Origin of the sequence: Paenibacillus rigui (assembly GCF_002234615.1) — a bacterium.
Classification (GTDB): domain Bacteria; phylum Bacillota; class Bacilli; order Paenibacillales; family NBRC-103111; genus Paenibacillus_S; species Paenibacillus_S rigui.
Map to the genome: position 1 here is coordinate 1 of NZ_NMQW01000058.1, position 14,302 is coordinate 14,302.

A 14,302-nucleotide genomic window follows, 5' to 3' on the forward strand; every position below is an offset into this window, starting at 1 on the left:
TCGGGATTGTCCGCCCGGTGGCACTCAAATGCGACCTTCGTCTTAAACTCTGAGGTGTATCGGTTCCGTTTTTCCATGGCTTCATTATAACTTATTTTTCACTCTCCCGTGTCTCAACCTATGGGAGCATTATATTGACTCGTCCCTATTCATCCCAACTGATTCTGCAATATCTGCTAATGTATCATGATCGCTAATTAACTTGGCGTCCGTGTAATAAGAATAGAACAGCTTCTCTGCTAATTCCTTATCTTTACCAACAGATTTGGCATATTGGGTTAAACGATGAGCATCAAACGTATTGGTGGGCTTCACTTGGTCGATATTATACACGAGACCAATCAACGCCGCTTGTTGTTCAAGTTCAGCATGTGCCTTTTTCGCTTGCTCTATACTCATACCATGTTTCTCAGAAAGTATTTGATGCATATTTTTACCTGAGTACATTGATGCTTGCGGATTAAGTTCAAAGCTTTTATATTCAATAACCACTTCATTCTGATGAGCGAATTGATCTAGTGCAGACTCTAATCGTCGTTTACCAATATAACAAAAAGGACAAACATAATCCGACCAAATTTCAATTTTCATTTTGAATGCTCCTTCACTACAAATTATCAAAAACCCGGGAATTCAGAAATGTCAGAAAACGTGATGAAGAACACATATGATATGATTCCCAATAATACGATTGTGGATGTTTGTTTAAACGGTTTTTTCACTTGGGACTTATTTATTATAAATAATAGGCATTTTTCTAATCAATTGTTTATTACGAGCGACAGAGTACATGAATTTTGCAACATTTTCTCTTGAAACACCTAATTTAGCCGGTTTATCACCGAATGAATAATCATAAGATTGTCCTTTGTGCTTAATATTTGGATTAATAATTCGAACAACTGTCCAATCAAGGCTCGATTGTTTAATAATCCCTTCCATTTTTTTCATTTCTGCATGACCGTTCGGAAGGAAAATCTTAGCTAATACTCCCGGAAGTATCGTTGAAATGTTTTTCTTATCGTCATCCGATTGCAACGCTGGCGTCGCAAGTGTAATTAACCTCTTTTTGTCAAGCTTTTTCATCGCTCTAACAATCAGTTCGTGTCCGTCGGCAATCGGCGTGCCTTTAAGCTTTCGTGACATGTCAGATGCTGGTCCCAGTGTGCTGATTACGACATCCGCTTCAGCGACTGCCCTCTCGATGGTTGAAGTATTTGAAAGTTCCCCTTGTACAAGGGTCAAATTGGGATGTTTGAGGCTAATTTTTTTTGGGTTTCTAATATATGCCGTTACGAAATCTCCGTTTTCTAAAGCTAATTGTGTTACAAGCTGTCCAATTGCACCACTTGCACCGAAAATAGTGATATTCACATTTTTACTCCATTAATTATATTTTGTCTTCTGTTATATACTCTTCAACGCGATCTCTCTTGGAATACATGTCGTACCAAATATCAGCGATTTTGTCTTGAACTCCTGAATTCGGTTGCATCCAAATTCCGATCGAAAGGTGACCCGCATAAATACCTTTGTCAGCTAATTCGCTGTTCAAATTAAAGATATAATTACGAAGTCCTGAAACTGCAATTCCGACATTACCCATCATCGGTACTGGGTGGATTGCAGCGCCTCCAGTCGTAAATAATAGAGCACCGCTTTGCTTATCCAACATTTCCGGCAGCACTTGTCGAACACTGGATAACGCACCTAAAACATTAAATTGAAATTGGTATAATGCATTTTCTTCTGTTACATCTAATGATGGTGCTACTGTGTTGAAGCTCGGCGTTGGACTGTATTCAAGAACATCAATAAATCCGTATCTTTCTTTAACAGCGGCGAATGCCATCTCAATTTGTTCTTTATTTAAAATATCTGCTTGAAATGAAGCCGCTTCAATGCCCAACTGTTCTAATTCAATAACCAGTCGGTTCAACTTTTCATCATTTCGAGCAATAAGAGCTACGCGAAAGCCATTTTGTCCGAATTTCTTTGCAATGGACATTCCTAATCCTTCTCCTGCTCCAACGATTGCTATAGTTTTCATTTAATATCTCCCTTTCAATTAGAGTTAATTATCAATAAGATAAATAATGGTCAATATGTTGTATATTTATCTTTTGTTTATTATGATTAATATACGATCAGCATTCAATATTTAAAATTTCCGATTTTGAATAATAAAATGCAAATTCAACTCAAATGTCGCTTAACTAACAAAAAAATATAAGGGAACGAGTCATAATGAACAAAAAAACTGATTTGCGTATCATTCGCTCCAAGCATTCGATTAAAAGGGCGTTTATAGAGCTTCTTAATGAGAAGGGATATGAAGGGATTACGATTCAGGATATTGCAGATAAGGCGATGATTAACCGGAATACATTTTACCTTCATTATCAGAACAAGCCCGATTTGTTAAATGCGTCTATGGATGAATTATTAGAAGAACTAAATAGTACACTCAATCTTTGTTCGAGCAGTAAATCTCCTGTTAGTGGCTCTAAGCTTGAACAATTAATGCAAACCATACTCGAGAGAATTCAGGACAGTACTCCCTTTTACAAAGCATTGTTGCTTGATGAGAATAGAATTTATGGTTTTCAATCAAAAATGGAGGAAATAATAAAAAATACAGTGGAAGATGGCTTGGATAATACTCCCCTGAAGATTTCAAAGGAATTATTACTCCAATATATCGCATCTACTTTTATGGGCATTGTAATATGGTGGGTTAAAAATGATTATTCTTACACTCCAAAGGAACTCGCTTCTCAATTCGGAAAAATTCTAACTCATGGACACTTAAAAGCCGCAGGTATTTCCGATGATTAAAGTGATAAATGCTTACGAAAAGTAGCGGGGAAGATAGAAAAGAAAAGGAGCCCTCGAATGACTCGAATGATGGCTCCTTTTCTGTTACTACACTTTCAAAAAATAATATTGCACTCTTGAAGACTAACCAAAACCTCCGCTCTTCGCTTTACCACTATTTGTGATACGGTTCACCGTATCGCTAACTTATGAGCCATAACCCCCGAGCTTATTATTCTGTGCGATGTATTGCTCTGATTGGATTAACAACTCCACAAGCTCTGACTTTAAAAGCTTCATATACCGCCTTCTAACGCGTTCTATATCTCGGTCTTCCATAACCTGTTTAATGATATTTGAAAGCTCCTCCTGTGGCATTCTAGGCGCTTTCCGAGCTTTAGAACTCTTTGATGTCGAATGCTGTGAGATGTATTCATGCAACTCTTTGTTTGAAAGAATAGTATTGGGGTGTATTCCGATTCCATCAGGGTCTATTTCTTTAGATTTTTGAGCAACTGCTCGATGAGAAACCCTTTTGGATTCACTAGCTAAGAGATCAGTAGCTTGTTTCCCCAACTCAAAAGCACGCCTCCTCTTTTTTTCATAAACCTCATGTAGCCAATCAATTGTTGGAGAATCGGTTTCCCGGTTCATATAGCTCGTCTCCTTGATTTATTAAGGTTAAAAGTGATTGACCCATAAAAATTTAAAAAAGATTGTCTCTGCCGATCGGAATGCTCTTTAAGTATCTGGCCTGCTTCGCGCCCCTCATTTAATAGCTATAGATCAGAATGCACACCTGGTTCTTGGCTAATAACTTTCGTTTTCTTTGACTTGTTTTTAAATTCTTTCTCACGCTTTAAGTAATTTTCTTGCAATCTTTCATGAAGATTTCTAAATTTTTGTTCATCGTCCATCAATGCTGTTCCCAGCTCACAGTTTACGTTCTCGATTATCCATTAAGGTAGTTCAAATCCGTTATCCCAATTGTAATTTAATGCTATGTTATGCAGAAGCTCTGGATTATCAAGACGACTTATTTCTTGTTTAACAAACTCTCTATTTTCATTTTCTAAAATCTGTGCAATCCAATCACTCATACTTCTATCCCCCTAATTAAGGGAATTATAACATACATCGTTCCGTTATCCTGCACGTTAGCTTAACGGCAGAAGGAGAAGCTGCCGCAGTTGGCAAACTGCTCCTGAGATCGCTGAACTAACTTTCCCCGTTAGCCATCCATGCATCCCCTGAACTGCGCCACTGACAACGTAGTAAGGTAAGTGTTTCCAATTATGGTCTCCTCTCTGGTAAAATAGGGAATATCATATTTTTTACTTGGGAGGCAAACGGTAACGATGGAACAAGAGCTAAGCGCACAGATATCGCAGTGGCACGAGGATAATCAACACCAGCAGATCGTAGACACTTTGCTGAGGATTCCTCCAACGGACAGGGACTATGACATGATCAGCAGCTTGGGTCGAGCTTATAACAATCTGAGTCTGTATGAAGAAGCACTGGAACAGTTTGCCTTCATTGCTGAGCAAGGAAAAAATGATCCGTTGTGGTACTTTCGTGTAGGCTATTCCTATTATTATATGAAGCGGTATGAGGAAGCGGCAGGTGTGCTTAGCACCGCGCTGGAGCTGAATCCTGGCGATCAGCATTCAGCCAGATTGCTAGAGCGGAGCCATAGAAAATGGCTAAAACAACAAAATGCTGAATCCCGGTGCACACTCAGCAAACGACAGAAAGACCCGGGAGCGATCCCTTTTGAAGGTATGGAACTCGACAGTTTCTGGGAAGACAGTGACTATGCCCGAGAACAATATGTCTCTGATCCGCCTACGGATGAGCTGATTTCATCTGTAGAAGAAGAACTCGGCTATAAGCTACCAGCAGCCTATATCGCTCTGATGAAGCATCAGAACGGGGGCGTTCCTTATAATAGATCCTTTCCGACAGATGAAGCTACCTCTTGGGCTGAGGATCATATTGCTATAACGGGAATTATGGGAATCGGACGTGACAAAAGCTACGCTATCTGCGGTGATCTCGGCAGTGGGTTCATGATTGAAGAGTGGGGCTATCCGGATATCGGCGTAGTAATCTGTGACTGCCCTTCTGCAGGGCATGATGTCGTGATGCTGGATTACCGTCATTGTGGGAAGGACGGCGAACCTGAAGTCATCCATGTCGATCAGGAAGATGATTACGAGATAACATTCCTGGCTCCGGACTTCGAGACGTTCATCCGCGGTCTGGTGAATGATAAGGATTATGACACTTCTGAAGAAGATAAAGAGAATGATCTGCGCAAAGTGACTGAAGGGAAATTCTCACCACTGCTCACGGAACTCTGCGGTCAGGCCTCTGAAGTAGACGGGCTTGAGTCCAAAATTCGCAGCGTCTGTGCCCAGATCGTCCAGGAGAAGGGCCATTTCTCATTTCATGCTGATGAGCGGTCTCAACTCATGTACGATGTGCAGTTCTGGCTATACACCAACGCTTACCAAGCTACCGACCGTCAGCAGTATCTGGATACCTATGATCAAATGATCGCTTTCGGTGGCGAATTCGGCCAAGGAGGATACGCTCCCGGCTTCATCAGCGATTGGCTGGATGGGCGGATCGGGGAAGGCCTTATCGTTCAGGAGAACGGATTTCTCCGCTTCACGGACGAGGCACGCAGTGCGGTGATAGCAAAGCTTTCAGCGGAAGCGGAAGCTGCACAGGCATTGGCAGCTGCAGGGGGAACGAAGGATGTGGCCCCCTTTATCCTCGTGGAACAGAATAATGGTGGCAAATCTGTCATTCTGCCGGTCGGAAGCTATTTGACCAAGCTATTCGACACCCGAGCGGACGAGGGGTTCGAAGGCAACGGTTACGATTGGGCTTCACTGGCGGCGGTGTTCTTGAATGAGCGGATGCCGGAGTTCGCGGACACGATTCACTTTGATCCTGAAGCAGATATGTTCTGTGCCTACTCGAGTAATGGAGTCGCTGTAGAACAGTTCGCATGGGCGTTCAAATCTGCCTGTGAGGATAAAGTGCTCATTCACGATCTGTTCTCTCGCGCAGAGCTGGACTGAACAAATGTTAAGGGGAATGAAATCCGGACCGGAGTTTGATTTTATTATATCGCCCGTTAGAATTCCTGTAAAACGAATAATTTGGAGTTTGAACAAAAACGAGCGCCTCTGTACGATGGGGTTACGTACGAGGTCAAAAGCCTCAAAAAGCCCATCAGGAGGTCGCTCTACTATGAAGTTTAAGGCACAAGACAAGCAAAATCAACTCATTGAAAACATTACCGTTCATCATTTGGTCATTGGTGTAGATATCGCTCAAGAAGTTCATGTGGCCCGCGCTGTCAGCTTTCGTGGGATTGCATTGGGAACGCCACTCGAGTTTGGTAACCATCGTGAAGGGTTCAATCTGTTCGCACGCTGGATCCAAGATCTACTCAAATCCCACAAACTTAGCAGTGTCATCGTTGGTATGGAACCTACCGACCGGCCACTACTGGTTTAGCCTTGCACGTTGGCTCCTCGATCAAGGTATAGAGCCCGTTCTGGTGAATCCTCATCTCGTCATCTCGTCATTGCAGACATGGTCAAGAACGGGGACTACTCCCCTGTTCGTTTCCATCCTGAAGACTACGAGGAATTGCGTATTCTAATGACAAATCGGGAGACCATTACCAAACGCCTTAACGCTGCGGTTAATCAGATTCATCGCTGGGTAGATATTGTTTTCCCTGAACTTCGCCAGGTCTTTAAAATCCTTACTTGCACCAGTGCAATTGCAACACTTAGACTCTTCCCTCTACCGAAAGAAATTAGTCAGCTAGATACGGAACAAGTCCTTGCCGGTTGGAAGCAATATGTTGGGAGGGAGAACCGCCAAGGCCAGCATAGAGCAGTGTGCAGTATATGGAATAACATGGGAACATATCTTGTTCCTATGTTTCGCTATGCCCTATTGCTGTCTGGGAACTCTTTGTACACTATGATTCTTTCGTATATCTCATACAAAGGATATGAAATCCTGCGAACTAGCGAGCTTTCGTGAGAAAATCCCATCATACTGAGGGAGGAATGAAAGGGCTATGACCCGTTGAGACTTGGGAGCGAGAATCGCTAGGGCGAAGTGGAGACGTGCGCATTATGGAACAATATGGGTGATCCCTATTCACCTTTATTTCCGCATGCCCAGTTCCCCATCTCCGAGTCACCGTCGCCCCCATTATCCTTCACTTCAACTTAACTACAGGATGAAATCCTGCGAATTCATGAGTCTGAGTGAGGAAATTGAGTCATTTCGAGGGAGCTTAACAGGCCGCCGAATTGAGCGGCAGCCTGTTTTCGCTTATCATTATCGTTTTTGCTTTTTTACACATCTACTTAACGCACTATATAGTCCTTTTTAAGTAAAGCGTATATGACATTATCAACAAACCGACTCCTCCAACAAAAATGTTCCCGCAATACCCCTTCTTCCCTAAACCCAACTTTCTCAAGTACCCTCCTTGATCCAATATTGTCTGGTTCTACAAATGCTTCAATTCGGTTTAATTCAAGATTGTTAAATCCGAATTCAACAATCTTCGGTAATACTTCCGTCATGAATCCTTGTCGCCAAAATTCTGGTGTTAGTTCATACCCGATCTCTGCTTTATAATGATGTTTCGACCAGCCATGAAATCCACATGTTCCAACTACTCTGCTTTCCGAACGCAAAGTGATTCCCCACCGAAATCCTTGATTATTTTCAAATCTCTGATTCCATCTGAGAATTAGTTCTTCTGCTTGTTCGACATTCGTAAAACTCTCCAAATCATAAAATTTCGTTACTTCATCCATAGAGAAATATTGAAATATTTCTTTTGAATCTTCTTGTTTAATCTGTCTAAGAACAAATCGTTCTGTTTCTAATACTGGGAATTGGGACATTTTCTTCTCCTTCACCCATGGTTTAAGTCATTCCTGGATGTCGTTGAATTTGCGGACTTCCAAGCGCGTAAATATGAATGTGGTGAGTGCGATTGTTGCCACCTTTAGTAAAATAACGTCTTCCAACTATTCCATTCTCTCCTTTTGATTCATAACCTTGATTAACTAGTTGCTCATTAAATTCATCTACTCGATTGATATCTTTGACAACTGGCATAACGTCTATTATGGCTTAGCACTTAACCCTGGGACAGATGTACTCCCTATATGATGTATTTCAATAATCTCTGTATCCAAGATCATTCGAAGGTTTTCTGCTTCTTCCTCAAATTTCGAAACCCAGAGGGGGTTACAGGGCAGAACTTCTACTTTCCTCATATCTATGTTCACCACCATCCATGTTATATTGATTAAACTATCGTACCCGTTTGCTTAACCTTGGGATGATCTACTTATTGATAATTATTCGTAGTATCCTTCGGTTGATTTGCGAAATTGTTTGAATTGATTGTCATCATGCCCGAACCACACTTGGGAGTTTGTTCGGGTAGCCAGCGTACGAATTCTTTCAACTGTGTTCCGGTAACCGATTGAATCATAGATAATGCCCGGTGGCTTAACTGGAGGACCGTAACTCTCAGCCGTATAAATGGTATCCGAAGCGAGGATGATCCCGCCTGTTTCGGGCATTTCAATGTGCAAGCCTAACATACCCCAAGCATGTCCGCTTCCAAAATTCAAAATTTGGATTCCTTCTGCCAGATCGAGATAATCTTCATTGCGTTTGACCGTTTTCCATTGTAAATGGTTTGTGATCCAAGCATCGATGTCTGCCCAAACATAGGCCCCTTCTTTTTCATTAAGGGCGTAGCTCTGCAATGTGCCATTCAGTTCATCTTCGTGGACGATTATCGTAGCATTCGTGAACATCTCTAGGCAACCCGCATGATCCAGATGCAAATGAGAGGCAATGACGTATCGGATGTCCTCAGGTCTTACGCGGAGCTGCTCTAGTCTGTTATGCAGATAACATTCCTCACACGCCACCCAAGGGGACGTTTGTTGGGTGGATTCCGCCCAGCGTCCTTCAACGCCCATGGAATTCGGATTGCAAGCCGTATCAAATAGAATCTTCCCCTCCGGATGGTCAATCAACACCGTATAAATCGGAAATTCCACAAACTGCGTCGCCGCGTTAGGATTGCTAACCGTGGCTGGGTTATGCATGTTAATCAACCAGTTTTTATCCATGCTCATACGGCCGTTATCCATCACATACAGTTTAGGGCGGGGCTTTATAATATTCGACATGTTCATTTCCTCCCACTAGATTAATTTAGTTATCATCCTGTTCAAAATGTCAGCCATCGTAATGAATCAGGCGCTTTTGGCGTAAAGCTCAATGCTTGCTTTGCTCTTGATATAGTCATACAATAATGCATAAACTAAACCTACGTAAGTAGGCACTTTAAAGTGTCCTGGGAACTTCAAGGTGCAGAGGAGGGAAATCATTTGACATCTTTGGTCAAACCAAAACACCCCAACATCGCGCTTGCGGTGTGTGGCTACAGTAAAGTGCTTGATATTATCTCTAATAAATGGACCGCGCTCATCATTTACGCAATGGAAGACGGAAGCATCCGTTACGGGGAAATGGCGAGAAGAATCGAGGGTATTTCCAAAAAAATGCTGACTCAAACCCTACGTAAGCTTGAACGCGATGGACTGGTCCAGCGTCATATCACACCATCGGTTCCTCCAATTGTTGAATATTCACTCACTCCTCTAGGGGAATCTTTACTCCAGCCGATGAGAGAGCTACGGCAATGGGGAAGAGAAAATTATGTACGTGTCGAAGCAGCAAGAGTCAACTTCGATTTAACTTACAGTGATGATTAACTATCTCAATAAGTTAAGGTCCATATAAGCCGGGGCTTTTACTTAAACGATCCTAATGAATATAGTTATGATGTCGTCCACAGCCAACGATTTCGCATCGGCTCCGACAACGATCTTACCCTAGAATTGTCGAATATAACAATGCATGCTGCCACTAATTGTATGGCAGCATGCATTGTTGTTAAACTAACGTATTCCGTTAGCGCAAGGATCTATGACGATTATTGAGGATTTACCGGAGTCGGCACGGCGGGCTCATTCTCCCCTCCCATACGGCGGCGCGACGTCTCCATTTTGCCAACAGCCGGAATATGCTCCGACACCTTCGCAAGCCCAAACACCGGCATATTGCCGTATACGCACTCATACTCGTCGGATCGGATCTTAAAGGTTTCATGGTAGATTCCGACTGTTCCATCCGTTCCGACCTTGCGGTTAAAAATTCTCCATGCGGTAAGATGCTGCCCTCCGCGGGCATACGCCTCCAGTTGCTCATACGAATCCCAATATTGGAGCAGATGGACGCTGCGCCAGCCCAGCATGAACTCCGTGCCACGGAAGCCTAGCTTGCGATTGGTGTAAAGTTCCCGCAGCATGGGTCCCATTGCCAGAAATACCGGTAGCCATTTGTGTACGGCCCAGAGCCGATTGACGCGCATGCCGATTAGGAAGACGACGAAATCACCCTCCATACGAGCTGTGTATCTTCCCGGTATTACTTTCGCCATTGAGATTCATCCCCCTCAACATTTCGTTATCAATTAGCAAATAAATGTAATCAAAAATAGGAAAAGGTTTGTTATTCCTTCTCACAGTAAGGTGAAAGCTCGGGCAGCTCCAATACCTCTGACATTATCGCAGCCATCCCGAGGCCAATGAAGCTAGACGCCTGAAAGCCGGGCTGGGGAATCCGAGCTCGCTCGAATTTTTCCTTTACCACCTGATGAATATGGGCAAAGCCTTCCTGAACCTTTTGACGAATGATCGGCTCAGCCGTCGTGAACGCCTGCATCGACAGAAGCGTTTCGTCCCGGTGTGTTTCCAACAGGCTATTGAACGCTGTGCCCATCTGATCCATCAGTTGCTCCGCCGGCGCCTCAACTCCCCTGAATATGCCTGCAATACGTTGGACGGACTGATGCAGTACTGCGATGAACATCTCTTCTTTCGTTTTGAAAAAATGAAACACATACGGCTGCGTAACCCCCACTGCGTGAGCGATATGTGCGGTCGTTGTCTTGTAATATCCCTGCTTGGCGAAGACGGCTATGGCTGCTTCGACAATTTGCTGTTTGCGGTCTTCTTTTGCCAATTCTTGATGTCCCCCTCCATTTTTTATTTATTAATTAATAAATACACGAACCGTCGCTATCTGTCAACAATTTCCTTACAGCAGAACAGCACATTGTCTCCTGAAGTCAAATTTTTTGTTCGGCCTTGTTTGATTTGACCATATCGTTATTGTGCATTCCTGCCCGTTAGTTGAGAAAATGACACCCGAGTAGTATCCGGTATGCCGTCTTCTTGTTGTAAGTTTATACATTTTCTTCAGAAAACTCAGCTGCTTTAGATTCTAATTCATCAACGTTTTTGGGCATTCGTATGTCCAATTTTCCATCCCAAGGGACTCCCAGATGTTTGGCATGTAAGACTGGATCATACATCCGATTATTTTTCAAACAAGAATACATCACCTGCGCGATTTTACCACATACATGACCAATAGCTTTTCGTTTACTCATTCCCCGGCCATTAACCAAACGATCATAATAATGTTTAAACGCAGCCCTTGATTTCCACGTTATGTAACCATCGTCGGGAATGGGATAATGTTCTTGTCAATTTCGGGAATGGGATAAAGTTCTTGTCATTGAAATTTGACAAGAACTTTATCCCATAACACAAAAAAGCCGCGATTTACGCGGCACGTAATGAGATAATGTTCTTGTCACCCGACACAATTCTCTCAATAAAATGCCAAGTAACTTTTATTCTATCTTGTAACTTTGGAGTTGTTTTTATGGATCGTCTTACGTCAGGAATTGTTAGTACTTTATAATGCATCGTCTCGCTATGTCAAGCGTCTCCGGAATGTCGGTTCTCCAGTGCTGGCCAATAGTGTCGGATGACAAGAACAAATACCGTTAAAGGACAAGAACATATATCGGTACCCCCGCTTATCGATCCAATCGTTCCAAATAAGGTACCCCGAATCGAGAAATAAAAGCTCACCTAAGAACAACCTAACAAAGTTACTACATGCATATTTCATTTGCTATCTACCCGGTGCGTTAAAATTACTTGCGAAGCTGCCGTTCTCTTGACATGTACTTGTCGTAACAAGTGGTGTCAATGGATCCAGTCGGAAGCTCATAATTTTTTACCAAAGAATAACTATCGTTCTGTGAAGTTCGCATATATCCAAGCTAAAATAGCCTCACTTGTATTCTCCAACTACTCGGATTGGTCGAAAGCACCCATTATTCCCTAAAAATGCCTATGATAACTACTTAAAAATGACCCCTTTATTAGTTGTCTTCCAAATATTATCATTCTATGTAAGCGGATACAAATAATCTGCTTCAAAATACATGCATATATCATAGGAGGTGACTCGGTTGAAATAAACCCGAATTGCACTGATCATAAAGCGTTTATGAACTTATTTGGAGGCGATAAAAGTGAAAAAAAGAATCCTTTCAATCCTCATCATGCTTAGCGTATTCTTATCGATGGCCATACCGGGATTTGCCGCCTCGTCAAATGTATCTGTAGACAATAAGAGTCGAGAATTTGAAATTGGAAGAGTCAATATAAGCAGTGTCCCATTGCCAAGTTATGTTAAACTGAAAAAAGGTACTTACACTTACTCAGGAAAAGTGCTTATTTCTTACAACACAGATGCCGATATCGGCACAACCGATTACTACAATCTAGCTGTTCTTAACGATGACGGCACGAACTTCAAGTCAATCTTCTCCGGTATCATACCGACAAAGCCTAAAGCAAACGGAATTCGGTATATGCCATTCCAGGATAACAAGCGGTTGCTGCTCGGTGACTACGTGCTGGAATGCTCGCCAAGTCTTGACAACTGTAAAAGCAATAAATTGGTGCCCGTCGTGTATCCGTCAATTCTCGAAAATGATGCACGCACCACCAACCACTGGTCAGAAATCATCATTGCACCTGATAATAAACATATGAGCTGGACGATGCTCCGATCGGATCTTGGGGCTGCTGCAGCTATCGGCGTCCTTGAACGAAAGTCGGATACCTATGTTATCGAAAACGCACAGTTGATAAGTACCGTGCCATACTTTAAAAACGATCCGAAAAACCCGGGCTTTATTATTCCGCAAACCTTAAGGGGTGGGGAAGTTAAGCAGTTCGTTCGGGGAGGAAGTGCTATCTCCGTGGTAGGTCAGAAGCTCTACAATACAACCGATTCCCTTGTACAGGATTTAACCTCTGAGAAAGTAACACAAATCACTTATACCCCTGGGTACGACGAAACCACCATTTTCTCACCGGATGAACGCTTGGGAATTGTCATGAGTACAAGGTTCTCGAATCATACAGATCCTGCTATATTCGGAGTCATGCCGAGACCTTATGCTTCATACACTTCCGCTGGGTTGACTTCTTTCTTATATACGTATGCAGTCACCGGCGTGCGCAAGTTCAGAGCAGGCAACATCGGCCCGGTATTGATTGACATTAAACGTTCTATGAACGAGCCGGAATACAAAGGTGTTCAGCTAACAACGGATGAAAATTGGGTATTTGCCTCCCCCATGTCATGGCATCCGGATGGTAAACGCGCCTTGTGGGCGGAGAGATATAGAGGGACCGACTCTCAAATGCGTCTGCAGGTAGCAAAGCTTTTGGACTACAAGCCAAATAAGCCGATACCTTATAAAAAAACTCCAGATAACATTCCTTACGGAATTAAAGACCTTACTGTATTAAACAACGTCAATCCGAATGTAGAAGGGAAAATTGAGGGTAAACACTCAGGTTATATAGCCTATACACGTACCGTTTCTCCCAATTACACCGGAAAAACAGTGTCGCAGTATGTGAACTTTAGCGATGACGGCGTGAATTTCTACAATGGTTATGAGAAACTCAATTATAACTATGCCAGTGAAAGCCGTTATGAAGCCAATATTCAATTAACCGGCATCAAACCAGGCGAAATGAATCTCAGAGCAACCTTCTCTGTACTTGGAGGCGCTACCCCTGCCAAATTGTTGTTTGACATTGATAGTGATGGGAAACCAAAAAGCTATGGCTATACGAAATATGGCGGTAAAACTTTAAACATTGAAGATCTGCTTCAATAGAAGTAACTGAAAGAGACACAAATAGCACCCTGGTGAGAATCGGGTGCTATTTGCGTCTCTTTATGGCTTTGTGCAAGAGTTATCAAGGAGCCCTTATTCGTGATAATGCCGAACGACCATCCGTTTGCGATGAAAACGAGTGTCACGCTGCCCGAGTTAAGCAGTCAGCCCCTCGTCCTCATACGGAAGGCTAAGATCAATGGACCCACCATGTGGCATAAACTCATGCATAAGAACAAAGCAATCCCACTTAACACGAAAATTGGTTTCTCCGGGTCA

Annotated in this window: 15 protein-coding genes and 2 pseudogenes; 5 read left to right on the forward strand and 12 right to left on the reverse strand. The window is 42.8% G+C overall.

Annotation, left to right across the window (positions count from 1 at the left end):
• Positions 1-129: 129 nt before the first annotated feature.
• The 3 genes from CF651_RS29590 to CF651_RS29600 form a co-directional block, all read right to left on the reverse strand.
• Entirely contained in the window at positions 130-591 is a 462-nt protein-coding gene (locus CF651_RS29590) for a DsbA family oxidoreductase (protein WP_094018470.1), read from the reverse strand.
• A gap of 138 nt (positions 592-729) precedes the next feature.
• Positions 730-1,374, reverse strand: coding sequence for an NAD(P)-dependent oxidoreductase (locus CF651_RS29595; protein WP_094018471.1), 645 nt, complete (start codon positions 1,372-1,374; stop codon positions 730-732).
• Between the two features lie 16 nt (positions 1,375-1,390).
• The gene (locus CF651_RS29600) at positions 1,391-2,050 is read right to left on the reverse strand and encodes an SDR family NAD(P)-dependent oxidoreductase (protein ID WP_094018472.1); all 660 of its coding nucleotides are present in this window, start codon (positions 2,048-2,050) and stop codon (positions 1,391-1,393) included.
• 197 nt (positions 2,051-2,247) lie between these two features.
• Here CF651_RS29600 and CF651_RS29605 point away from each other — a divergent pair, with 197 nt between their 5' ends.
• On the forward strand, positions 2,248-2,838 hold the full coding sequence (locus CF651_RS29605; RefSeq protein ID WP_094018473.1) for a TetR/AcrR family transcriptional regulator: 591 nt from the start codon (positions 2,248-2,250) through the stop codon (positions 2,836-2,838).
• A 186-nt stretch (positions 2,839-3,024) separates the two neighbouring features.
• Here CF651_RS29605 and CF651_RS29610 read toward each other — a convergent pair whose 3' ends face one another.
• The 3 genes from CF651_RS29610 to CF651_RS32565 form a co-directional block, all read right to left on the reverse strand.
• Entirely contained in the window at positions 3,025-3,471 is a 447-nt protein-coding gene (locus tag CF651_RS29610) for a hypothetical protein (protein ID WP_094018474.1), read from the reverse strand.
• A 125-nt stretch (positions 3,472-3,596) separates the two neighbouring features.
• The gene (locus CF651_RS32560; protein ID WP_179233058.1) at positions 3,597-3,734 is read right to left on the reverse strand and encodes a hypothetical protein; all 138 of its coding nucleotides are present in this window, start codon (positions 3,732-3,734) and stop codon (positions 3,597-3,599) included.
• A gap of 42 nt (positions 3,735-3,776) precedes the next feature.
• Positions 3,777-3,917: a hypothetical protein gene (locus CF651_RS32565; RefSeq protein WP_179233059.1), complete on the reverse strand. Its 141-nt coding sequence runs from the start codon at positions 3,915-3,917 to the stop codon at positions 3,777-3,779.
• A gap of 258 nt (positions 3,918-4,175) precedes the next feature.
• Here CF651_RS32565 and CF651_RS29615 point away from each other — a divergent pair, with 258 nt between their 5' ends.
• The gene (locus tag CF651_RS29615; RefSeq protein WP_094018475.1) at positions 4,176-5,912 is read left to right on the forward strand and encodes an Imm51 family immunity protein; all 1,737 of its coding nucleotides are present in this window, start codon (positions 4,176-4,178) and stop codon (positions 5,910-5,912) included.
• A 172-nt stretch (positions 5,913-6,084) separates the two neighbouring features.
• Positions 6,085-6,717: pseudogene (locus CF651_RS33470) on the forward strand (IS110 family transposase); the annotation flags it as partial.
• Between the two features lie 509 nt (positions 6,718-7,226).
• Here CF651_RS33470 and CF651_RS29625 read toward each other — a convergent pair.
• From CF651_RS29625 to ahlS, 3 genes and pseudogenes are all read right to left on the reverse strand, one after another.
• Complete coding sequence (locus CF651_RS29625; RefSeq protein ID WP_094018476.1) at positions 7,227-7,775, reverse strand: GNAT family N-acetyltransferase; 549 nt, start codon at positions 7,773-7,775, stop codon at positions 7,227-7,229.
• Between the two features lie 22 nt (positions 7,776-7,797).
• Positions 7,798-8,171 (reverse strand): annotated as a pseudogene (locus CF651_RS29630) (GrpB family protein).
• 66 nt (positions 8,172-8,237) lie between these two features.
• On the reverse strand, positions 8,238-9,086 hold the full coding sequence (gene ahlS / locus CF651_RS29635) for an AhlS family quorum-quenching N-acyl homoserine lactonase (protein ID WP_094018477.1): 849 nt from the start codon (positions 9,084-9,086) through the stop codon (positions 8,238-8,240).
• A gap of 201 nt (positions 9,087-9,287) precedes the next feature.
• Here ahlS and CF651_RS29640 point away from each other — a divergent pair, with 201 nt between their 5' ends.
• Positions 9,288-9,674, forward strand: coding sequence for a winged helix-turn-helix transcriptional regulator (locus CF651_RS29640; RefSeq protein ID WP_094018478.1), 387 nt, complete (start codon positions 9,288-9,290; stop codon positions 9,672-9,674).
• Positions 9,675-9,895: 221 nt separating this feature from the next.
• Here the strand turns inward: CF651_RS29640 and CF651_RS29645 are convergent, their stop codons facing one another.
• From CF651_RS29645 to CF651_RS32070, 3 genes are all read right to left on the reverse strand, one after another.
• Complete coding sequence (locus tag CF651_RS29645; protein ID WP_094018479.1) at positions 9,896-10,402, reverse strand: DUF4188 domain-containing protein; 507 nt, start codon at positions 10,400-10,402, stop codon at positions 9,896-9,898.
• Between the two features lie 71 nt (positions 10,403-10,473).
• Positions 10,474-10,986: a TetR/AcrR family transcriptional regulator gene (locus tag CF651_RS29650; RefSeq protein WP_094018480.1), complete on the reverse strand. Its 513-nt coding sequence runs from the start codon at positions 10,984-10,986 to the stop codon at positions 10,474-10,476.
• Positions 10,987-11,209: 223 nt separating this feature from the next.
• Positions 11,210-11,416, reverse strand: a complete 207-nt coding sequence (locus CF651_RS32070; protein ID WP_144029130.1) for a hypothetical protein — start codon at positions 11,414-11,416, stop codon at positions 11,210-11,212.
• Positions 11,417-12,355: 939 nt separating this feature from the next.
• Here CF651_RS32070 and CF651_RS29655 point away from each other — a divergent pair.
• On the forward strand, positions 12,356-14,023 hold the full coding sequence (locus CF651_RS29655; protein ID WP_094018481.1) for a hypothetical protein: 1,668 nt from the start codon (positions 12,356-12,358) through the stop codon (positions 14,021-14,023).
• Positions 14,024-14,302 lie beyond the last annotated feature (279 nt).

What these genes read in the sequence shown, in the direction of transcription:
- ahlS (WP_094018477.1), bottom strand. Translation starts at nt 9,086, where the DNA reads ATGTCGAATATTATAAAGCCCCGCCCTAAACTGTATGTGATGGATAAC.
- CF651_RS29590 (WP_094018470.1), bottom strand. Translation starts at nt 591, where the DNA reads ATGAAAATTGAAATTTGGTCGGATTATGTTTGTCCTTTTTGTTATATT.
- CF651_RS29645 (WP_094018479.1), bottom strand. Translation starts at nt 10,402, where the DNA reads ATGGCGAAAGTAATACCGGGAAGATACACAGCTCGTATGGAGGGTGAT.
- CF651_RS32565 (WP_179233059.1), bottom strand. Translation starts at nt 3,917, where the DNA reads ATGAGTGATTGGATTGCACAGATTTTAGAAAATGAAAATAGAGAGTTT.
- CF651_RS29610 (WP_094018474.1), bottom strand. Translation starts at nt 3,471, where the DNA reads ATGAACCGGGAAACCGATTCTCCAACAATTGATTGGCTACATGAGGTT.
- CF651_RS29600 (WP_094018472.1), bottom strand. Translation starts at nt 2,050, where the DNA reads ATGAAAACTATAGCAATCGTTGGAGCAGGAGAAGGATTAGGAATGTCC.
- CF651_RS32070 (WP_144029130.1), bottom strand. Translation starts at nt 11,416, where the DNA reads ATGAGTAAACGAAAAGCTATTGGTCATGTATGTGGTAAAATCGCGCAG.
- CF651_RS29615 (WP_094018475.1), top strand. Translation starts at nt 4,176, where the DNA reads ATGGAACAAGAGCTAAGCGCACAGATATCGCAGTGGCACGAGGATAAT.
- CF651_RS32560 (WP_179233058.1), bottom strand. Translation starts at nt 3,734, where the DNA reads ATGGACGATGAACAAAAATTTAGAAATCTTCATGAAAGATTGCAAGAA.
- CF651_RS29625 (WP_094018476.1), bottom strand. Translation starts at nt 7,775, where the DNA reads ATGTCCCAATTCCCAGTATTAGAAACAGAACGATTTGTTCTTAGACAG.
- CF651_RS29605 (WP_094018473.1), top strand. Translation starts at nt 2,248, where the DNA reads ATGAACAAAAAAACTGATTTGCGTATCATTCGCTCCAAGCATTCGATT.